General features: G+C 36.6%; 17 protein-coding genes. 7 read left to right on the top strand and 10 right to left on the bottom strand.

The genetic code is table 11. The annotated features are described in order from the left end of the window. The first annotated feature begins 7 nt into the window (after window positions 1-7). On the top strand, window positions 8-1,132 hold the full coding sequence (locus tag BMY50_RS02450) for a tetratricopeptide repeat protein (RefSeq protein ID WP_093317860.1): 1,125 nt from the start codon (window positions 8-10) through the stop codon (window positions 1,130-1,132). 70 nt (window positions 1,133-1,202) lie between these two features. Next, on the top strand, window positions 1,203-2,390 hold the full coding sequence (locus BMY50_RS02455) for a tetratricopeptide repeat protein (protein ID WP_093317862.1): 1,188 nt from the start codon (window positions 1,203-1,205) through the stop codon (window positions 2,388-2,390). Window positions 2,391-2,488: 98 nt separating this feature from the next. On the opposite strand, the gene BMY50_RS02460 is transcribed toward BMY50_RS02455, so the two are convergent. Then, window positions 2,489-3,454, bottom strand: coding sequence for a KpsF/GutQ family sugar-phosphate isomerase (locus tag BMY50_RS02460; RefSeq protein WP_093317864.1), 966 nt, complete (start codon window positions 3,452-3,454; stop codon window positions 2,489-2,491). Between the two features lie 97 nt (window positions 3,455-3,551). On the opposite strand from BMY50_RS02460, the gene recQ reads away from it, so the two are divergent. Together recQ and kdsA are read left to right on the top strand one after the other, a co-directional pair. Next, complete coding sequence (gene recQ, locus BMY50_RS02465) at window positions 3,552-5,741, top strand: DNA helicase RecQ (protein WP_093317866.1); 2,190 nt, start codon at window positions 3,552-3,554, stop codon at window positions 5,739-5,741. A 123-nt stretch (window positions 5,742-5,864) separates the two neighbouring features. Then, window positions 5,865-6,680: a 3-deoxy-8-phosphooctulonate synthase gene (gene kdsA, locus BMY50_RS02470; protein WP_093317868.1), complete on the top strand. Its 816-nt coding sequence runs from the start codon at window positions 5,865-5,867 to the stop codon at window positions 6,678-6,680. Window positions 6,681-6,713: 33 nt separating this feature from the next. On the opposite strand, the gene BMY50_RS02475 is transcribed toward kdsA, so the two are convergent. Genes BMY50_RS02475 through BMY50_RS02485 form a run of 3 tightly spaced genes read right to left on the bottom strand, consistent with a single transcriptional unit; the run spans window position 6,714 to window position 10,076 of the window. After that, the gene (locus BMY50_RS02475) at window positions 6,714-7,661 is read right to left on the bottom strand and encodes a transglutaminase family protein (RefSeq protein ID WP_093317870.1); all 948 of its coding nucleotides are present in this window, start codon (window positions 7,659-7,661) and stop codon (window positions 6,714-6,716) included. Between the two features lie 16 nt (window positions 7,662-7,677). Then, window positions 7,678-8,613, bottom strand: a complete 936-nt coding sequence (locus BMY50_RS02480; protein ID WP_093317874.1) for an alpha-E domain-containing protein — start codon at window positions 8,611-8,613, stop codon at window positions 7,678-7,680. A 2-nt stretch (window positions 8,614-8,615) separates the two neighbouring features. Beyond that, entirely contained in the window at window positions 8,616-10,076 is a 1,461-nt protein-coding gene (locus BMY50_RS02485) for a circularly permuted type 2 ATP-grasp protein (RefSeq protein WP_093317877.1), read from the bottom strand. Window positions 10,077-10,639: 563 nt separating this feature from the next. Between BMY50_RS02485 and BMY50_RS02490 the strand changes: the two genes are divergently transcribed. After that, window positions 10,640-10,888 carry a hypothetical protein gene (locus BMY50_RS02490; protein WP_093317880.1) on the top strand — a complete coding sequence of 83 codons (249 nt, stop codon included), beginning with the start codon at window positions 10,640-10,642 and terminating at the stop codon, window positions 10,886-10,888. Window positions 10,889-11,273: 385 nt separating this feature from the next. Here the strand turns inward: BMY50_RS02490 and BMY50_RS02495 are convergent, their stop codons facing one another. From BMY50_RS02495 to BMY50_RS02510, 4 genes are all read right to left on the bottom strand, one after another. Further along, on the bottom strand, window positions 11,274-11,960 hold the full coding sequence (locus tag BMY50_RS02495; RefSeq protein WP_093317881.1) for an SIR2 family NAD-dependent protein deacylase: 687 nt from the start codon (window positions 11,958-11,960) through the stop codon (window positions 11,274-11,276). Between the two features lie 93 nt (window positions 11,961-12,053). Beyond that, a complete protein-coding gene (locus BMY50_RS02500; protein ID WP_093317882.1) occupies window positions 12,054-12,641 on the bottom strand; it encodes a DUF6580 family putative transport protein in 588 nt (195 codons plus the stop codon). A 117-nt stretch (window positions 12,642-12,758) separates the two neighbouring features. Continuing rightward, window positions 12,759-14,213, bottom strand: a complete 1,455-nt coding sequence (locus BMY50_RS02505) for an alpha-L-fucosidase (RefSeq protein WP_093317883.1) — start codon at window positions 14,211-14,213, stop codon at window positions 12,759-12,761. 6 nt (window positions 14,214-14,219) lie between these two features. Then, on the bottom strand, window positions 14,220-16,046 hold the full coding sequence (locus BMY50_RS02510; RefSeq protein ID WP_093317893.1) for an alpha-L-fucosidase: 1,827 nt from the start codon (window positions 16,044-16,046) through the stop codon (window positions 14,220-14,222). Window positions 16,047-16,249: 203 nt separating this feature from the next. Between BMY50_RS02510 and BMY50_RS02515 the strand changes: the two genes are divergently transcribed. Together BMY50_RS02515 and BMY50_RS02520 are read left to right on the top strand one after the other, a co-directional pair. Further along, a complete protein-coding gene (locus BMY50_RS02515; protein ID WP_093317894.1) occupies window positions 16,250-17,359 on the top strand; it encodes an AI-2E family transporter in 1,110 nt (369 codons plus the stop codon). A gap of 122 nt (window positions 17,360-17,481) precedes the next feature. After that, the gene (locus tag BMY50_RS02520; RefSeq protein WP_093317895.1) at window positions 17,482-18,435 is read left to right on the top strand and encodes an aldo/keto reductase; all 954 of its coding nucleotides are present in this window, start codon (window positions 17,482-17,484) and stop codon (window positions 18,433-18,435) included. Window positions 18,436-18,505: 70 nt separating this feature from the next. Here BMY50_RS02520 and BMY50_RS02525 read toward each other — a convergent pair whose 3' ends face one another. After that, window positions 18,506-19,225 carry a menaquinone biosynthetic enzyme MqnA/MqnD family protein gene (locus tag BMY50_RS02525; RefSeq protein ID WP_093317896.1) on the bottom strand — a complete coding sequence of 240 codons (720 nt, stop codon included), beginning with the start codon at window positions 19,223-19,225 and terminating at the stop codon, window positions 18,506-18,508. 26 nt (window positions 19,226-19,251) lie between these two features. Next, the gene (locus BMY50_RS02530; RefSeq protein WP_093317897.1) at window positions 19,252-19,881 is read right to left on the bottom strand and encodes a histidine phosphatase family protein; all 630 of its coding nucleotides are present in this window, start codon (window positions 19,879-19,881) and stop codon (window positions 19,252-19,254) included. Window positions 19,882-19,891: the final 10 nt, after the last annotated feature.

Consider the following 19,891-nt stretch of genomic DNA (forward strand, 5'->3'; position numbering starts at 1 on the left):
TTAATCAATGAATAATAGTCATTTTATAAAACAAATCAGCAGCTGTTTGGCCCTCTTCTTTATGTTGGGGGTAACAGCTAGTTATGCTCAATCTAATCTGAAGGAAGGTAACAATAATTTTGCCAGGTACACTAAATCCGGAGATATTAAGGATCTATTGGAGGCGCGGAAATTTGCCGATTTAGCTTATAAAGAAAAAAGGGATTCTGCCGCTTATAACAACACGTTGCTTAGAGGTTTGGTTTACAGTAGCTTAGCTGTTGCTGATTCCAGTAGATCACAAACTTATGTAAAGGATCCTATTGATGAAGCAGAGTTTATGTTGAGTAGGCTTAATGATGATCAATTGAACTATGAAAATGAGGCGCAGATAACCTATTTAAAGAAGCGGTTGGCTAATGCTTATTTAATAAGAGCAAATAGAGCTTTAATTAACAACAGTTATGAGGATGCCTATAAGCTCTTTACAAAGGTTGACTCTTATAGTGATGGTGATAGCGTGAAACATAATTTGGCTTTCATAAGCGAGCAATTAGGTAGGAAAGATGAAGCCATAAAATTTTATAGTGATTTTGTTAAAGATAAGTCGACAGCTAAACCTAACTACATTTTAACACTGGCTAAGCTGCATCTAAATAATGACGACAATAACGCTGCGCAAAATGTGTTATTAAAAGGCCGGGAGTTTTTTCCGACAAACAAAGATATCCTATTTGCGTTATTAAATCTTTACGCGGGAAATGGTGCATATGATGCCATAGTGCCATTAGCTGATGAGGCGTTAGCGCTTGAACCCGGAAGTGTTAACCTCAATTATTTGCTTGGTTTCGCTTACGAGGTAACGGGCGACAGAGAGAAAGCTGAAGTTTTTTTTAAGAAGACTTTAGAATTGGACCCGGATGATTATAACAGTAATTATGAGCTTGGTTTATTATACCTACGTGATTTTGTGAAAGATACTTCGAATCTGGAGAAACAGTATACCGCACAAGAGTATTTACTAAAAGCCAATGAAATCAATCCAAATGCTGTTAATGCCCTAAAATCTTTAGCAGTTTTGTTTGATAAATCTGGCAATAGTGTACAATTGGAAAGAGTAAATAATCAGTTGAATCAAATTAACATTAATTAGAAGACGATGAAACCTTTATAAGCAATAAAAAGCTTATAAAAGTTTTATCACCATTAAACAAATTATTAAAATGAAAATCAAATCAATTTTATTAGCTGCACTGTTATTAGGCTCAACCGGCGCTTTTGCTCAAAAAGGAGAGCTTAATAAGGCGAAAAGTAAATATAGTTCTTTTGCTACTTTAACAGGAGGAGCTGTCGAAAAACTACCTGAACTTGCAATGAAAGAGTTGGGTGAAGCAAAAGAAGCTATTGATAAGGCAGCAGCTCATGAAAAAACAAAGGATCTTCCAGAAACATGGACTTATCTGGCTTTGATTAATTCTGAATATGCTATTATTAACCAAAAGGCAGGAAAGGCTCCTGAGGGAGAAACTTCTTACAAAGCTGCTGGCGAGGCTTTTTTAAAGGCTAAAAGCTTAAATGAAGGCTCAGAAGATGCTGAAATTAAGGGGAATATGGAGCGTGCCGGAAGCTTACTAGCCAATTATGAGATTGGTAACGGTGTGAAAGCATTTGAAACCAATAGTTTTGAAGCGGCTTATACTGCATTTAATAATGGATTAAAGTACATGCCTGGCGATTCAATTTTGACACTTTACGCTGGTATCGCTGCGCAAAACAGTCAAAAATATGATGAAGCGATCGATAAATTTAAGCAGTTGATTCCAAAAAGTGCTGATGCTTATCTAAATTTATCAGATGCCTATTTACGCAAAGGAGATACTACATCAGCTGTTCAATATATTGATGAGGCAGCATCTAAGTTCCCTGACAGCGCTAAAATAGTCAATCAAAAAATTGTGTTGAATATAACTACCGGAAAAAGTGAGAAAGTAATCAGTGATATTGAAGCACAGATGGCAGCGGATCCTAAAAATGGTGATCTTCCTTTTTACTTGGGATATGCATATGAATCAATTAAGCAACCTGAAAAAGCTCTTGCCGCTTATAAAAAAGGAACCGAAGCGAAACCAGACGATGCAAGAAATTATGGAGCAGCTGCAGCGATTATTTTGAATCAGGCAAGAGATGTTTATAATGCAGCGAGTGGAATTCCTACTAATAAAGAAGCTGAATATAAAGCTAAATTGCAAGAGGCTTATACAATAGCTGATACTGCTTTACCCTATTTGCAAAAAGCAACAGAGTTGGATGCAAAATCAAAAGGTTATTGGGAAAATATGCGTTTTTATTATCAGTTAAAAGGTGATGATGCGAAAGCAAAAGAAATTACTGAAAAGATGAATGCACTATAATTTTTTATCACCAACAGATATAGGGGCTGCAATTCTAACGGATTGCAGCCTTTTTTTAGATATATTCATGACCATAATCGGCGGCGACCTATATATTATTAAATGATACCCTCTTTTAGAAGATCATGTAAATGAATTATTCCAAAGTAAGCACCTTCTTTTACAGCTAGTAATTGCGTGATATTATTATTTCGCATCATATCTAAAGCGTGAACGGCTAGTTCTTTATAATCGATAACTTTTGGTTTTTTACCCATGATATCCGATGCCCTTAACTGTTCGATACGTTGATGCTGTTCCAGCATTCTTCTAATATCCCCATCGGTGATAATGCCTGCAATTTTTGAATTGTCTACTACTGCTACAGCCCCCAGTCTATTCTTAGTTATTTCAACCAATACCTCTTTAATTCCTGTGGTTGAGCTTACCTGCGGTTTTGTATTGTGACTAGCTAGATCCTCCACTTTTAAATATAACCTTTTGCCAAGTGCACCACCGGGATGATATTTTGCAAAATCATCGTTAGTAAAAGACCGACACTCCAATAAACAGATCGCTAAGGCATCTCCCATAGCCAATTGAGCCGTAGTACTGGTAGTAGGAGCAAGGTTTAAAGGGCATGCCTCTCTTGTCACCGTAGTGTCCAGTATAAAATCTGCTTGTTCTGCTAAGAATGATTTTGTATTTCCAACCATTGCGACTATCTTTGCGCTGGAATTTTTTAGCAGTGGTACAAGCACCTTAATTTCAGGAGTATCTCCACTTTTAGAAATTGCTATGACAATATCGTCTTGTTGTATCATTCCTAAGTCGCCATGGATAGCGTCGGCCGCATGCATAAAGATGGCCGGTGTGCCGGTTGAATTCATGGTAGCGACAATTTTCTGTGCTATTATGGCACTTTTACCAATTCCGGTTATAATTACTCGTCCTTTTATGTCGAGAATGGCAAAAACAGCATTAATGAATTCGTCGTTGATATTTTTAGTCAAATTTGTGATGGCCTCTGCTTCAAGCTTTAATGCATTAATGGCAATATTTTCAATGTCGGATTTGGTTTTCACGAATATTTTTTATTAATTTTAGTAAGAATTAAGGCAAATTTATGTTATTTTGAGCAGTAAAAAGACATAAGCCTTTCTTTAATTTTTTGGAAGGACAATGGAGATAGAAAAAACATTATTTGACAATTTGCAGAATTTTTTTGGCTTTGATACGTTCAAAGGAGACCAAGAAGCCATTATAACTAATATTCTGCAAAAGAAAGACACATTTGTGATCATGCCGACCGGTGGGGGGAAATCGATATGCTACCAATTGCCGGCATTAATGAGCGAAGGGACTGCTGTTGTAATATCACCACTGATTGCATTAATGAAAAACCAGGTTGATCAGTTGAGAGCTTTTGGGGGGACAGATAGCATAGCACATTTTTTAAATTCATCACTTAATAAAAGCGATATTACCAGGGTAAAGCAAGATGTACTGGATGGTAAAACAAAATTACTTTATGTAGCACCCGAATCTTTAGCAAAAGCCGATAACATTGAGTTTTTAAAACTCATCACGGTTTCTTTCGTAGCAGTAGATGAGGCACATTGTATTTCTGAATGGGGGCATGATTTCAGACCTGAATATAGGAAAATTAGACAAGTAATAAATGGTATTGGAAATGATATACCTATTATAGCTTTAACAGCCACAGCAACTCCAAAGGTACAATCGGACATTCGTAAAAATCTGCAAATGAACGATGCAACCTTATTTAAGTCGTCCTTTAATAGGCCCAATCTATACTATGAAGTAAGGCCGAAAAATAACGTTGTAAAAGAGATTGTTCGTTTTATTAAAAACAATGCTACTAAATCCGGTATCATTTATTGTTTGAGTCGTAAGAAAGTAGAAGAGATAGCAGAAGTTTTGAATATTAATGGCATTAAAGCTTTACCCTATCATGCAGGTTTGGATGCAAAAACACGTGCAGATACGCAGGATAGGTTTTTGATGGAAGATGTTGAAGTAATTGTAGCTACGATTGCTTTTGGTATGGGCATAGATAAGCCAGATGTCAGATATGTTATTCACCATGATATTCCCAAAAGCATGGAAGGATATTATCAGGAAACTGGTAGAGCTGGACGCGATGGCGGAGAAGGTGTTTGTGTAGCCTTCTATTCTGAAAAAGATATAGAAAAGCTTACCAAGTTCATGAAAGATAAGCCTGTTTCGGAAAGAGAAATAGGAACACAGATATTAAAGGAAGTTATTGATTATTCTGAATCCTCAGTTTGTAGACGAAAACAGATTCTTCACTACTTTGGTGAAAATTTCAATGAAACTGGTTGTAATAATATGTGCGACAACTGCAATAGTCATCGCGCACAATTTGACGCGGAAGATTCGTTACATAAAGTATTGAGTTTCATTAAAGAACAGGGAGAAAAATTTGACGATTTTCACATCATAAATGTGATGATTGGTCAGAATAATCAACCTGTATCCTCTTACAAGCACGATATACATCCTTTTTTTGGATCAGGAAAGGAAGAAGGACTTACTTATTGGAAATCATTGCTCCGCCAGTCGGTATTAAATAATTTTCTTTCAAAAGATATAGATAATTATGGGTTATTAAAGCTTACAAGAGGAGGATTGGACTTTATCAATAATCCTTATTCCATTAAATTTTACATGAATAACCCAATGGAAAAAGGAGAGGAGGAAGGGGAAGAAACGCCATCGCACGGTGGGGGAGCCCTTGATACACAATTGCTTCAAATGCTAAAAGATCTGCGTAAGAAGATTGCAAAAGCAAAAGGCTTGCCTCCATTTGTAATATTTCAGGATCCTTCCCTTGAAGAGATGTGTACACATTATCCGATAACAATTGATGAGTTAAAGCAGATTCATGGAGTGGGAGGGGGAAAGGCAGTTAAATTTGGTGGTCAATTTGTTAGTTTAATCAAAACTTATGTTGAAGAAAACGATATTGATAGACCCGTTGACCTCGTAATTAAGGGTACAGCGAACAAGTCTGCTTTGAAAGTTTCCATCATTCAGAACATTGATAGAAAAATCGGATTGGATGATATCGCTTCAGCGAAAGGCATTTCTTATGAAGACATCTTAAGAGAAGTGGAATCTATTGTAAATTCGGGCACTAAATTAAACCTCAATTATTTTATTGATGAAATGATAGATGGCGATCGTCAGGATGAAGTATTTGATTATTTCCGTACTGCAGAAATTGATTCCATCGATAGCGCATTAAAGGACCTAGGTACAGAAGATTACACATTTGAAGAAATTCAGCTTATGCGAATTAAATTCATGTCAGAACTGGGGAATTAAAAGAGCATAGATAATAAAACGTCAAGCAGCAAGATAAAGCCGTTCTAATGTTAATAGGTAGGTTTTTTTCTTGATACTTATGTCTTGATACTTATATCTTTACATCCAAATACTAAAAATATAATGATTATAAATTCTTTAGCTGGAATAAAACATGGCAATTCTAGCAATTTTTTTCTAATGGCTGGGCCATGTGCTATTGAAGGTGAAGAGATCGCTTTACGCATTGCCGACCGTATTGTTCATATAACAGATAAATTAAATATTCCTTATATTTTCAAGGGTTCTTATCGTAAGGCGAATCGTTCCCGTGTTGATTCTTTTACCGGAATTGGAGATGAAAAGGCACTTAAGATACTGCAAGAGGTAAAGAATACCTTTGGCGTTCCAACGGTTACCGATATTCACGAAAGTCATGAAGCCGAAATGGCGGCTCATTATGTAGATGTGTTGCAAATACCTGCTTTCTTGTGCCGACAAACAGAATTATTGGTAGCTGCAGGAAAAACAGGAAAAGTTGTAAACATAAAAAAAGGCCAATTCTTGTCGGCCGAATCTATGCAATTTGCCGTGGATAAGGTAATAGAAACTGGTAATGATAAGGTCATTCTGACAGATAGGGGGAATACTTTTGGATACCAAGATTTAATAGTCGATTTCCGAGGAATTCCAGTAATGAAATCTTTTGATGTTCCGGTGGTGATGGATTGTACACATTCCTTACAGCAACCAAATCAAAGTACAGGGGTGACCGGCGGGAAGCCTGCCCTAATAGAGACAATCGCAAAAGCTGCGATAGCCGTCGGTGCAGACGGTCTTTTTATTGAAACACATCCAGACCCCGCCAATGCTAAATCCGATGGTGCGAACATGTTACATCTGGATTTGCTGGAAGAGCTGCTTGTTAAGCTAACTCGGATAAGAGAGGCCCTTTTATAAAATACCCAGGAGGAATAGAAAATATTAAAAATATTATTGCTGTTGCTGTTGGTTACCCATTGGATTATTATCTAAATATTCAGGAATCAAAAACGGATCACGTCTTTTAACTGCGTTTGTTTGTTCAAAAGACTTTCCGTCTTCGTAACGGATGGAAACATGGACAGAAAGTGACTGATGGCAATTGCCTCGAAAGGTTCCTTTGACGGGAGAGCAATCTTTAAAGCTCCTGCCTATCGCTAATTTAACGTGATAATTCGTTACCCAGGTATTATTTGTAGGATCAATCCCCGCCCAACCAAATTGTGGGATATAGGCTTCAATCCACGCGTGTGTGGCACCCTCACCACGCATATCGGTTTTATTCGGACAGATGTATCCGCTTACATAACGACAAGGGATATTTAGTGTTCTAAGTATTTGTAACATTAAATGAGCGAAATCTTGACATACTCCTGCTTTATGCTGAAGAATTTCATCAATAGTTGTTTCAATGTCCGTGATACCTTGCACATATTTAAAATGTTTAAATATATAACTGCTACATTTTTCAACAGCTTGTGCTACACTTAAGTTGTCTTGCGTAATACTAGTTGCTATTTCATTAATCAGTTGCTGATTTCTTATTTTTTCTGACTTCATTAATTCAATAAGGTACAAGTTTTTAGAAGCCTCTATGCTTAACTGCGTGAAATCACTATGAAAATTCACTTGGATTAAATGTGGGGAGGTGGTTCTAACGGTGAGATGATTTTCTACCACCAACTCCTGGTGGGGATGTAATATCGAGAAAGTGGCTACTTTATTTTTCCAATAATCTGTGTAAATATGCAGGATAGGTGAGTAGCTGATATTTAGATCCTGATTTAGCAATTCTTGTTCTTTACAGATATAAGGGAAAATACGAATCTCGTTTATACTTTCAATCACTGGTTTTTCATAAGTGTATTTAGTGATATGAGTTATTGTGTAGATAGCCATGGCAGAAAGATTTTATTTAATAGGAGAAAAAAAGTAACCTCAATTTTGTATTAAAACTATGTAAATCTTGTTTAAGCTCCTGGAAAAATTGTTTAATATCCGTTTCCATAAGGGATGACGGTTCAGTGAAGCGTATCTTGCTATGGATTCTTCCAAAAGTTCTTAAGAGGTCTGGAACCTCCGGACTGCTGTTTTCTTTAATAAGTATAGCCAACGAACGTTCTATCTGGTTCAATCCATATATCACGGAGTGCGGAAAATCGGCATTAAATATTACCTGTTGAAGTATTTGCAAGTTATGCTTTGAACTTCTATAACCTTTGAGGTATGCTTCATAACCGGCCAATGATAAAAGTAGAAAACGCCAATTGGTAATATCTTGTTCCTTTGATAAGTCGTAATCAAATAATTCACATTGCTTATCAGTGAGGACAAGCGCTTCAATGCTACGCTCAACAAACTTTCCTAATTTCATTACATTCCAACCCGTTCCTCTCTGCATTGTCACATCCGCAACGCCAGCGTACATCATGCTGTGTTTTAAGAATAAATCAATGATTTCTAATGCATCTGAGCTGGCTAATTTAAGCTTTACAAAAGGTCTATTGGTTAAGTGATAGATAGAATTTACTTCCTCCCAAACCTCTCTAGTAATATGATCCTGGATACCTCGTGCGTTTTCACGTGCACGATGAATAATGTTTTTAGTTGAATTCTCATTGCTATTATCCAGCAATAAGTAGTGTAGCGCTGCATAACTATCATTCTCAAAGAGCTCGGCCTTTTCATCCTGCAAATCACTAAAAGCCTGTAGGATAGGTTTCCAATTACCGCTGTTAATGTTTTTATCAAGTGAGTATATATAATGCGTTCTGGCTACACGAAGCATTTCTTCTACACGTTCCATATACCTACTTAACCAGAATAAGGAATCTGCTATTCTACTTAACATATTTAATTACTTGTTGGGTTATCAATGATCCACGTATCTTTACTGCCTCCGCCTTGAGAAGAATTAACTACTAATGAACCTTCTGTTAAGGCTACTCTAGTTAAACCACCAGGCACGAGCTTAATACCTTGAGGACCGTATAGTGCGTAAGGACGGAGGTCCACATGCCGAGGTTGTATTTTGCCGTTAATAAAACAGGGAACGGTACTTAATTGAATAATGGGTTGCGCAACGTAATTCCGTGGATTTTTCTCTATTTCAGCCTTTGCTTTCAGCCAATCACGTTCATTTATTGAGTTTCCCATAATCATTCCATATCCACCCGATTGGTTCGTGTTTTTTATAACCAGGTTGTTGATGTTTGATATAGCGTATTTAAGTGCCTCAGGATCGCTAAGTTGGTATGTAGGTATATTGTTTAGAATAGGTTCCTCATTTAAGTAGTACTTAATCATTTCGGGCACGTAGGCGTATACCGCTTTATCATCTGCTACGCCATTTCCCACGGCATTAACAATGGCAACATTTCCCTTACGATAAGTACTTAATAAGCCAGGAACACCTAACAAACTATCTTGCTTGAAGACCAAGGGATCTAAATACTCGTCATCCACACGGCGATAAATAACATTAACTTGTTTCAATCCCTTTGTGGTTTTCGTATAAACTTTATGGTTATCAACAACCAGATCTCTTCCTTCAACCAAATCTACGCCCATTTGTTTGGCCAAGAAAGTATGCTCGTAATAAGCAGAATTAAATATGCCTGGCGTTAAGATAACGATATATGGATCAGCTATCTGAGAGGCTGCAAGCTCAAGTAAAATTTCATGTAAGAGCATAGGGTAGTGGGTTACGCTTCGCACATTAGAAGTAGAAAGTATATCGGGAAATATCCGTTTGGTTACTTCTCTATTTTCGAGCATATAGCTTACACCTGATGGTGTTCGCAAATTATCTTCTAACACATAAAATTTGCCATCGCTTCCTCTGATTAAATCTATACCCGATATGTGTACATAAATATCATGTGGTACTCGAATGCCATATGCCTCACGTGTATAATGAGGACAGCTAGCAATTAGCTCTAATGGCACAATACCATCATGGAGTATCTGTTGTTCATGGTAAATATCTTTTAGAAATAAGTTTAAAGCTTTTAAGCGTTGTATAATGCCTTTTTCAATTTCGTTCCATTCATCTCCGGTAATTATTCGCGGAATGATGTCGAAGGGAAAAATACGTTCAATACCCTCGTTATTATTATAAACGGTAAATGTAATTCCCTGATTGAGGAATAGCTCACCAGCTAAACGATGCCTATTACTCATGCTATCAACATCCAGATTCTTTAACATCGAAAAGACATGACTGTATTGTTGTCTGATATTTTTTGAATCATACATCTCATCCCATGTATTTTCATGATATATGTATTCATTTAGAAAGTGTTCTTTCGACATATCAGTTGTATTTAATGATTATTTGATAATTTTAAGTAATTTTCGTTGTATTTGCAACAATAAAACATATAATATTTTAAATATTGTTCAATATATGTGTATAAATGTTAAAATACTTTAAATATATAACTTTTTTGACAGATATAATGAATTTTTATGTCTATATATCATGTGTTTTTTTAATTTTTTTAAGTTTAATGTTGGTGTTGTTGAAAAAAATAATATATTTTGTAGGAAATGTTGGAAAATAACTGGCGGATATTTCATTTAAGCCATTAGTCCGCTCAAAAAAGCCAAAAGAATGGCTTTATATAAAATTGCTGCAAAAGTAATACGATTGATAGTCTTCTTATAAGGCTACTATATTATTCTTATAATTTATATTATGTTAAATAGAAATTTTTGAATAGTAATACACTCCTCTTAACGGTTCTATTACTAATAAGCGCATTGAATTGGGATTGCTTTATTTGGCGTTGTAATGACCCATAGCTGAAAGAACAAATAATAAAAGCGTATTCTTTTAATTGCTTATTTTTGGGCCTTTCAAAAAATAAATTTATATGAGAGCAATTGCAGAACTACCACATAAAGATTGTAAGATCAGCATATTTTCAATGAACCAGAAATTCATTATAAAATTTGAACAAGGTGTCTTAGAGCAAACTTATAAAATAGCTGAACTAGACATTACCGATGGTGTTAATGGTGTGTTCCAGTTGCTGGATGATGCATTTATGAAAACGATAGTAGATCGCTTTGCTGCTATGCGAGCTGATTTCAAGGAAACCTATGATCGGCACGAGTTCTAAACGCTTATCGGGTTTTATCTCCTCCTCTTCTCCCCTCCTTTTAAGTTTTATATAAACTAATAAATTAGTTTATATTGTGTGGTGTCTATACTTTTATGATAAATAAATGTGTGTAATGCGTTGTAATATAGCTGTTTATTATTTTATTGAGGATCTTTCGGAATATTATTTGGTCTTTTCAATATATCTACTTGGTGTGTTTGCTTTAAATTGAAACGTAATATTTATATAAAATATATAATATATTTATTTTCAATTACTTAAAGTATGTGCAAAAATAAAATTTGGTGTACTAAATGGGTGAAATAAAATTTGGATCTTGATATAAAATAGACGCCAAAAAGTACATATAGGCCTTTATGTTAATAATTGTATGAAGGGGAAATTATTGGTTCAACAGTTGCCTCACTACTTTGGGGACACCGAGACTGGCTTTCTCGGGGATGTTTAAGATGGTTTTATTTTGCTGGTTAAGTACTTCGGCGGCCGGATCTATCAGGATTCTTTTTGCCTGATAAGATACATAATTTATAAGGGTAGCGGCAGGATAAACTTGTAAGGAGGTGCCTATAATAAGAAAAATGTCTGCTGTTTTACAAACTTCAATAGCCTTCGTCATCATGGGAACAGCCTCTCCAAACCATACAACATGCGGTCTTAATTGCGACCTTTTTTCGCAAAGTTGGCCCATTTTTATTTCGTCGCCCACGATGTTATAGATGAGATTTGAATCTAATGAAGATTGAGATTTGGTAATCAGGCCATGAAGATGAATAATATTCTTTGAACCTGCCCGTTCATGGAGATCGTCAATATTCTGTGTAATCACCACAACATCAAATTTCTCCTCAAGTTGAGCGATCGCCTTATGTGCCGCGTTCGGTTGCGCATTACGGACAGCCTTTCTTCTGATATTGTAGAAATGCTGAACAAGTTCAGGGTCCTTATGCCAAGCCTCGGGGGTTGCTACATCCTCTACTCGGTAGCCTTCCCACAAACCATCTTCACCTCTAAAAGTCTTAAGGCCGCTTTCAGCGGAGATTCCTGCGCCGGTGAAGACTACTATATTCATTATTATTTAGTTGTGAGTTGTCAGTTATGAGTTGCGAGTGTTAAGAAGATAGTTGTTAGTATGAGTAGCAAGACGTAAGTATCAAAATATGAACTACTTTGCCCAATTAACTTTAGTTGATAGACTTGGGAAAGAACGTTTTGCCCATTCAAAGCCACCGTACAAGAGGGCTCCATAAGCCAAGTTGCCTAATAGAAGATTTTTTTCGAAAGGAATGGCTTTGATATAACAATCAGCTAGGCCAGCCAATGTTTGTGGGTATAGCATTCCGCCTAGCCAAACACCAAAATTCGTTATCAGCCAGTGAATAACAACACTTCCGATAGCAGCCAGGAGAACGTTTATTGCTGACACACGTTTTATGAAGCTACCTATCAATACCATTAAAGCAAATGCTGCATAAACCCACACAATGCCTTCATAAAACAAGGTTGTTTTTCCATAATAGCCATAATTAACAATGATGTCCGATAAAAACAATGTCAGTAATGGAGTAAGGTAAGCTGCCCACCTGTTCTTAAAATGCGTGCCAGCAAATAGCGCGATGGCACCCACAGGAGTAAAGTTTGCCCAATCGCCGAATTTACCTACATTCAGAACGCGCAGTATGCCAGCACTTATAATGATTAATACAAGAATCAAGCTTCTAGTATTGATTTTATTTACAGCATTTTCAGTCATAACTAAGATAATTTATATGCAAAGTAAAGAAAAATTTTACAGCCTTGGCGCTAAAAAAATAAATGCTTAACCTAAAAGTATATTACCTTGCGTAAACTACCCACGTGTGGAATAAAGTTACAGATACACATATTCTAATTTTATCAAAGTAGCATAATTGTCTTTTTCAGTTTTGCGTAAATTCTTAGGAATTTTTATTTCAATCATTTTACCGATTTTTTTCCAGTTGATTTTGTCCGTTGACCCTATTATGCTTATTTTTTCAAGTTTCCCGCTCTCCTTTAATGGAATATTTATCACAGCGGGTAATTCCTTTGTGTTCGCTTCATTTAGTATAAAGGCATACACAGTGTTTTCCTCTCTATTTTGTGTGAAATATATGTTTTCTGTAGAGTAAGGCGGCACAGCGTGACTGCCATATATGCCTTCCCCATTTTGTGAAATCCACTTTCCAATTTCCTTTAGTCGTTCATAAGCAGCGGGATCCCAATCGCCAGTTGGTCCAGGAGCTATATTCAATAAATAATTTCCACCTCTCGATACAATTTTGATTAGATTATGCACAATCTCACGTGCAGGCTTATACTGATCATTCGGTACATAGCTAAAAGAGTTGCCCATGGTCATACAAGACTCCCATGGGATATCTAAGGGTTTCTCAGGAATGGTTTGCTCAGGCGTAACATAGTTTTCGTATTCACCTGGAACAGTTCTGTCTACCACGATTATTCCCGGTTGCTTATTTCTAGCCATAGAAGCGATTCTAGGCATATCTATATCCTGTTCCGTCTTTATCCCCCTTTGCCATTCAACTGTTGTATCCACTGTTGCGAGTGGGCGAACCCAACCGCCATCAAGCCATAAGATATCAATTTTACCATAGTCCGTCATTAACTCTTCAATCTGATTAAAAGTAAAATCTTTAAATTTCTGCCATCTATCAGGATATTTCTTCGGATCGTAGTTCACGTTACGATCTTTCGGTGGAAAGTAAGGCCACCAATAAAAAGGTGTATGCCAGTCGGGTTTTGAAAAATAGGCTCCTATTTTGAAGTTATCTTTTCGGAAAGCAGTAAATATCTCTTTTGCTACGTTGGCCCTGGGGTTCTTTGAAAAAGGTGATTTAACATCGGTTATCTTATAATCACTTTGTTTGGTGTCGAACATAGCAAAGCCGTCATGGTGCTTAGTTGTAAATACAACATATTTCATCCCAGCCATTTTTGCTGCTTCAGCCCATTTTTCCGGATTGAATTGTGTTGGGTTAAACTGGGTTTGCAGGTTTTCATAAGCTTTTACATAATCGTAGTAATTTGCTGCATGAGGCCCTTTTCGCTGTGTCCAACCTTCGTCTTCCGGACAAAGGCTCCAGCTTTCAACAATGCCCCATTGACTGTAGGTTCCCCAATGCATAAATAATCCAAATTTGAGCTCACCCCATTCAGCCAAGTTTTTTTGTACTAAGGGGTCTGAGGGTTTAATGTAATTAGCAGATGTATTATGTTCCTGTCCAACAACCGTGTATGTGTTAATTAAAAGGCAGCAGCCTATACTCAATATTAATTTCTTCATAGATCTTTATAAATTACTTTCAATCGCCCCAACCTCTTCCCTATATAAATCGACCGGACCATCCAATAATAATGCAATCACCGTAACATCCTTATCTAGACGATCAGACGGCAGCGGTAAATATACGATGCCGGGGACAGCACTCCAATATAATTTGTTATAGATTTCAGGCGTAATTAAGGTCCCCTCGCCCACTATTCTGGCCCTTTGGATATTATTTTTAAGACCTTTAATGGCGATAGGTCCTGTTGGTTTGCCTTTTACAAACAGATAAAGGGTCTGTTTGTCGGCAGAAAGTGCAGATGAACCCGAAAAATGACCATCAGGAATGCCCTTTCCCGTTTGATACAGGGCTTCTGCATGCTTTTTTATCCAAGACTCTACTGTTTTATTATTAGGTAAAGTATAATCTAATCCGTCAATAGTTAAATTTGTGTTAATGAATGGATTATATCCATCATTTATCGATTTAATAATTCGTTCAACTGGATGGTCATTACCTAAATCGGAAAGGGACAAGCTTTCTAATTGGCGAGGCGATGCTACGCTGTTTATACTTAACTCATCTGTTAAGGTTATACACACTACCGTTACATCTTGATCTTCCAATTGTTTTGGGATTTCAACCGTTAGTGCCTCCCCATCCTTTTTATAAGTCAATTTATCAGGGTGTCCAACAATATATATATTATTAATGCTGTTCTTTAATCCATTTATTGTTAAGCTATTATTATCCTTTTGCTCAAGAAATAAATAAACTTTCTTTTTGTCTTTAGATAGTGCTGTTTTGCCAAAAAAATGACCTGGAGGTAGCCCCTCACGTGTACTATAGATGGCTTCTTGATGTTTTCGCGTCCATCTTCCCAAGCCCTTTAATATAGCAATCTGTTCCTGAGGAATGCTACCGTCGGCCTTTGGTCCGATGTCCAATAGCAAGTTTCCACCCATACTGATACAATCAACCAAAGTTCTGATGATCATGTTAGCAGATTTGTAATTAAGGTCATAGGGCTGGTATCCCCACGAATCATTTGTCGTATAACAGAGCTCCCAATAAGGGTTCGCAGGTTTGGTTACGGGTACACCCTGTTCAGGCGTGTCATAATCACCATGACCAGTTAAACGGGCATTTACAATAATATCTGGATTATACTTTCTCAAATTAGTTAAGATCTTATCCGCCTGCCATTCTTCTGCAGTATGCTCCCAATCACCATCGAACCACAAGAGATCTGGATTGAACGCTTGTGACAATTCGTTTAACTGTTGTTGAAAGTAATGCTGATAGGCTTTCCATCTTTCAGGGTGCTCTTTTAGGGTATATCGCTTGCGGGTGCGGGTAAAGACATCATAATTTGGGTAACTCCAATCAGGTAAGGAAAAATAAATACCTGTCTTTATATCTTTTGCCTTTAAAGCTGTCACAAAAGGACTGATAACATCCTTTTTTGCAGCACTGTTACGGCTGGTTGTTAGTGCATCTTGCGCTTTGCTGTCCCACAAGGCTACTCCGTCATGATGCTTCGACGTAATGACAGCATACTTAGCACCACTTTCAGTAATTAAATCTACCCATTCATTTGCTTGATAGTTATTTGCGGTAAACCCATCAAGCTGTTTCATGTATAGATCATGATTGATATAATTGTTAAAAAAGGACCAAGATTCTGAAATTCCATTGACAGAATAGATGCCCCAGTGTACAAAAATACCTAATTTTGCATCTTTAAACCACTCCATTTTTTTTGCTTCCTGCTGTTTTGAAAGCTGAGCAGCCGCATGAAGATTTAAAAGTAAAGCAAACAGAACAAAACATTTAAGTTGTTTTACCATAAGTGTAGGTTAGATTTTAAAATATTCGATAAAGATAACCTAATATTTCATGAACAAGAACAATTTGGCAAAAAATTGAGTCTTTCAGCCTTTAATAGTATAGTAGTAAGTTTTAAATGTATGATTCACCATTTTTGCCAGGTCGTAATTTGTGCTTTTATTTTAGTGTACTTGCGTTACATTTGTAAACTAAAACGATACTTATGAAAAACTTTACGCTACCATTTTATGTTAAACTGGCTTGTGTCTTACTCAGTATACTGCTTTTAGGATACCTAGCAATTTTAGGGCATACCATTCTAGCACCCTTAATTTTCGGATTTCTTTGCTCGGTACTATTATTGCCGCTTGCAAATTTCTTAGAACGCAAGCTGAGAATGCCACGATCCCTAGCTTCTTTATTAGCATCTGTCGCTCTATTGTTGATTATTGCAGCTGTGTTTACACTTCTTGGAACGCAATTATCAAACTTAGCGAAGGATTTACCAGCATTCAAAAAGCAATTATTAACATCAGCTGCTGACCTTCAGTTATGGATTTCGAATACTTTTCACGTAAATAACAAAGCCCAGATAGACTATATAAACCAGGCAGCATCAAAGTCGTTAAGCACCGGCACCACTATTCTGAGTAAAACGCTGATGTCGCTTTCATCCCTATTCCTTTTGCTTCTATTTTCATTTTTGTATACCTTCTTTATGTTGTTTCATAGACGACTCATAATTAGATTTTTAGTTAGTTTATTTAAAGAAAAACATAGTGTTGTCGTTTACGATATTGTACACCAGATTCAATACATAATAAAGCGGTATATCGTAGGCTTGTTTTTACAGATGACAATCGTAACGATTCTAGCCTGTACAGCTTTTTATTTTATCGGAGTAAAGTATAGTTTTCTTTTAGGACTCATAACGGGAATATTTAATATCATCCCCTATATTGGTATTTTTACAGCCTTGTTACTAACTGTGATTATTACTTTTGCGACCTCTTCTGCCACCCATGTTTTCATTGTTATTATCGCTTTGATAGTCATTCATGCAATCGACAGTAATTATATAATGCCAAAGATTGTTGGATCGAAGGTGCAGATAAATACACTTATTGCTTTGATTGGATTGGTTTTAGGTGAAATGATATGGGGAATTACGGGTATGTTTCTATCCATCCCTATGATCGCTATTATGAAAGTTGTTTTTGATAGGATTCCGGAACTGAAACCTTGGGGCATGTTACTTGGAGAGGAAGAAGGCGATAAAGCTATCACAAAAGAGGAAAAAAAGCTAGAAGAAAGCATAGACGGCCTTGAATAAACAAGACGTCACCTCATTCCTAATCGTTAACGTGATGTCATTTTCAATATTAAGAGGTTACTTGAAAAACTTATTTTATAAGTTGTCGTTTTTATACGTAACAATAAATTGATGAATGTATTATGGCAAATAAAAGAAAGTTAGGTTTATCGGATTTAGAAGTATCTCCCATTACCTTTGGTGGGAATGTGTTTGGTTGGACATTAAATGAACAGGAATCATTTAACATCTTAGATGCGTTGATTGATAATGGATTCAATTTTATAGATACCGCAGATGTATATTCGAAATGGGTTCCTGGTAATAAAGGAGGTGAGTCGGAAACAATTATAGGGAATTGGCTGGCAAAAAGAGGAAAGCGTGACGATGTAATAATCGCCACAAAACTTGGCGCTGAAATGAGTGAAAATAAGAAGGGCCTGAAAGCTGCTTATGTTAAATCTGCCATTGAAACGTCTCTTCAGCGGTTGAAAACAGATTATGTAGATCTTTATCAAACGCATTATGATGACGAAGATACACCAGTTGGTGAAACTATTCAGGCATTAAATGATCTTATCAAGGAAGGGAAAGTACGCTATATTGGCGCTTCTAACTATAAGGCTGAACGTGTATACGAATCGAATGAGTTTGCAAGAAAGAACAATCTGCAACCCTATATAAGCTTGCAACCCCTCTATAATCTTTTCGATCGTGAGCATTTCGAAAAAGAATATCTTCCATTAGTGCAAGATGAGAATTTAGCGGTACTAAATTATTACGCTTTAGCAAGCGGCTTTTTAAGTGGGAAATATAGAAGCGAATCCGACTTGAATAAAAGCCCACGCGGCGAGGGAATAAAGAAATATTTGAATGACCGTGGTTACCGTATCTTGACAGTAATGGACGAAATAGCCGCTAATAAAAATATTGCCCCTGCGCAAATTGCTATTGCCTGGCTTTTGCATAAACCATTCATTACGGCACCTATTGCCAGCGCGACCAATCAAAAACAATTAGATGATTTATTAAAAGCTACTGAAATAAAACTTTCTGATGAAGAGGTACGTTTATTGGATCGTGCGAGTGAATGGTAGCTATTAATAATAGTCGAGAAGCTAAAGAAGAGCGATGTTTTTAATATCGCTCTTCCTTTTACGTCATTATTTATAACTCCTTGATATATGCATGAAAGCGTGCGATGGCTTCCTTCTTTTCTGCAGTTAACATAAAATCTATCGAATGATTTAAATAATGGGCAATATCGAAATCGTCACGTTTCGGTAATTCATTGATAACTTTATCACGATTATCTAAACCAAATTTCATTGCCTGATTAAATTCAGTGATGAATGTTTGCGGTAAATGTTTATTAGCGGCCCATACTGCAAAAGCGAAGGGTAAGCCCGTAAAATTCATCCACTCCTCTCCCATATCATATGCAAATGGATAATGACCTTTCTTACCAAAGGTTCTATCTCCAATTTCAACAAAGGCATCTGCTTCGTTACTATCTACTAATTCAACTGATTGTTTCCAGTAATTTTTCAGTAACACCCTTGCTAGATTATTAGATGTGCGTGATTGTAAGTCCAATCGAAGGGTCTTGATTTCTTGAACAGGTTTGTTGCTGAAAATAAAGACCGAGTTTACTGCTCCCGTAGCGCCGATGCAATAATCACTTATGATTTGATAGTCCGGAATATGAAGCAGGGCAGCTACTGGAACCAATCCTACGTCTACAGTATTGTCGATTAGCTTTTGCGCGCATGTACTCGGGATATCCAGACTGAGATCAATATTATCTAAAAGTGATGTGTTTTTTATACCGTAAATAAAGGGTGTAGTATTGGTGTAAGAAACTGCGGAAACTTTAATTTTATTCATGTATTTTACTATTGCCAATTTAAACCTTATCCTACACGTTCTAATTCAACAAGGTGATTGATATTATAATGATCTTCGATATGGAACAAGCCCTTTTCATACGAAACAATGTATAAGGCAGTATTCATATGTGGAAAATCATCCATCTCTGATAATGGTTTATTGGTAAGTAAACATAATAAAATGCGCATAGCCCTTCCATGCATACATATTAATATTTTTCGATCCTCTTCTTTTGAAACGATGTGATCGATAGCCTCTTTTTGACGTTCTTGAACTTGAATAGGGCTTTCTCCACCATCAACACTTATGTTCAAATCGCCTTCACTCCATTTTTTGGTGATAGCATTAAAACCTGTTAATAGTTTATCACTTTGCTCTTGGCCTTCATAAATGCCCCAACTTATCTCATCCAGCCCTGCTAATTGTTCCCAAGGCAATCCATCATTCACGAAATTCGCTACCGTTTGATGTGTCCTTAATAAGGTAGAAGTATAAACTCTATCAAAATCAACCCCTTTATATGCCTCATAAAAAGCATGCGCCTGTTTTTGTCCCAATTCGTTCAATGGCGAGTTAACGCCTTTTCCTTGTACAATTCCTTTTTTATTTAAATCCGTTTCGCCGTGTCTAATGATATAAAGTAGTTTTTTCAAAGTATGTTAT

The sequence above is a fragment of the Olivibacter domesticus genome (assembly GCF_900109575.1).
Taxonomy (GTDB): domain Bacteria; phylum Bacteroidota; class Bacteroidia; order Sphingobacteriales; family Sphingobacteriaceae; genus Olivibacter; species Olivibacter domesticus.

Bases quoted from the DNA above. Each gene is read 5' to 3' on its own strand.
- BMY50_RS02450 (WP_093317860.1), top strand. From the start codon at position 8: ATGAATAATAGTCATTTTATAAAACAAATCAGCAGCTGTTTGGCCCTC.
- BMY50_RS02455 (WP_093317862.1), top strand. From the start codon at position 1,203: ATGAAAATCAAATCAATTTTATTAGCTGCACTGTTATTAGGCTCAACC.
- recQ (WP_093317866.1), top strand. From the start codon at position 3,552: ATGGAGATAGAAAAAACATTATTTGACAATTTGCAGAATTTTTTTGGC.
- kdsA (WP_093317868.1), top strand. From the start codon at position 5,865: ATGATTATAAATTCTTTAGCTGGAATAAAACATGGCAATTCTAGCAAT.
- BMY50_RS02475 (WP_093317870.1), bottom strand. From the start codon at position 7,661: ATGGCTATCTACACAATAACTCATATCACTAAATACACTTATGAAAAA.
- BMY50_RS02480 (WP_093317874.1), bottom strand. From the start codon at position 8,613: ATGTTAAGTAGAATAGCAGATTCCTTATTCTGGTTAAGTAGGTATATG.
- BMY50_RS02485 (WP_093317877.1), bottom strand. From the start codon at position 10,076: ATGTCGAAAGAACACTTTCTAAATGAATACATATATCATGAAAATACA.
- BMY50_RS02490 (WP_093317880.1), top strand. From the start codon at position 10,640: ATGAGAGCAATTGCAGAACTACCACATAAAGATTGTAAGATCAGCATA.
- BMY50_RS02495 (WP_093317881.1), bottom strand. From the start codon at position 11,960: ATGAATATAGTAGTCTTCACCGGCGCAGGAATCTCCGCTGAAAGCGGC.
- BMY50_RS02500 (WP_093317882.1), bottom strand. From the start codon at position 12,641: ATGACTGAAAATGCTGTAAATAAAATCAATACTAGAAGCTTGATTCTT.
- BMY50_RS02505 (WP_093317883.1), bottom strand. From the start codon at position 14,213: ATGAAGAAATTAATATTGAGTATAGGCTGCTGCCTTTTAATTAACACA.
- BMY50_RS02510 (WP_093317893.1), bottom strand. From the start codon at position 16,046: ATGGTAAAACAACTTAAATGTTTTGTTCTGTTTGCTTTACTTTTAAAT.
- BMY50_RS02515 (WP_093317894.1), top strand. From the start codon at position 16,250: ATGAAAAACTTTACGCTACCATTTTATGTTAAACTGGCTTGTGTCTTA.
- BMY50_RS02520 (WP_093317895.1), top strand. From the start codon at position 17,482: ATGGCAAATAAAAGAAAGTTAGGTTTATCGGATTTAGAAGTATCTCCC.
- BMY50_RS02525 (WP_093317896.1), bottom strand. From the start codon at position 19,225: ATGAATAAAATTAAAGTTTCCGCAGTTTCTTACACCAATACTACACCC.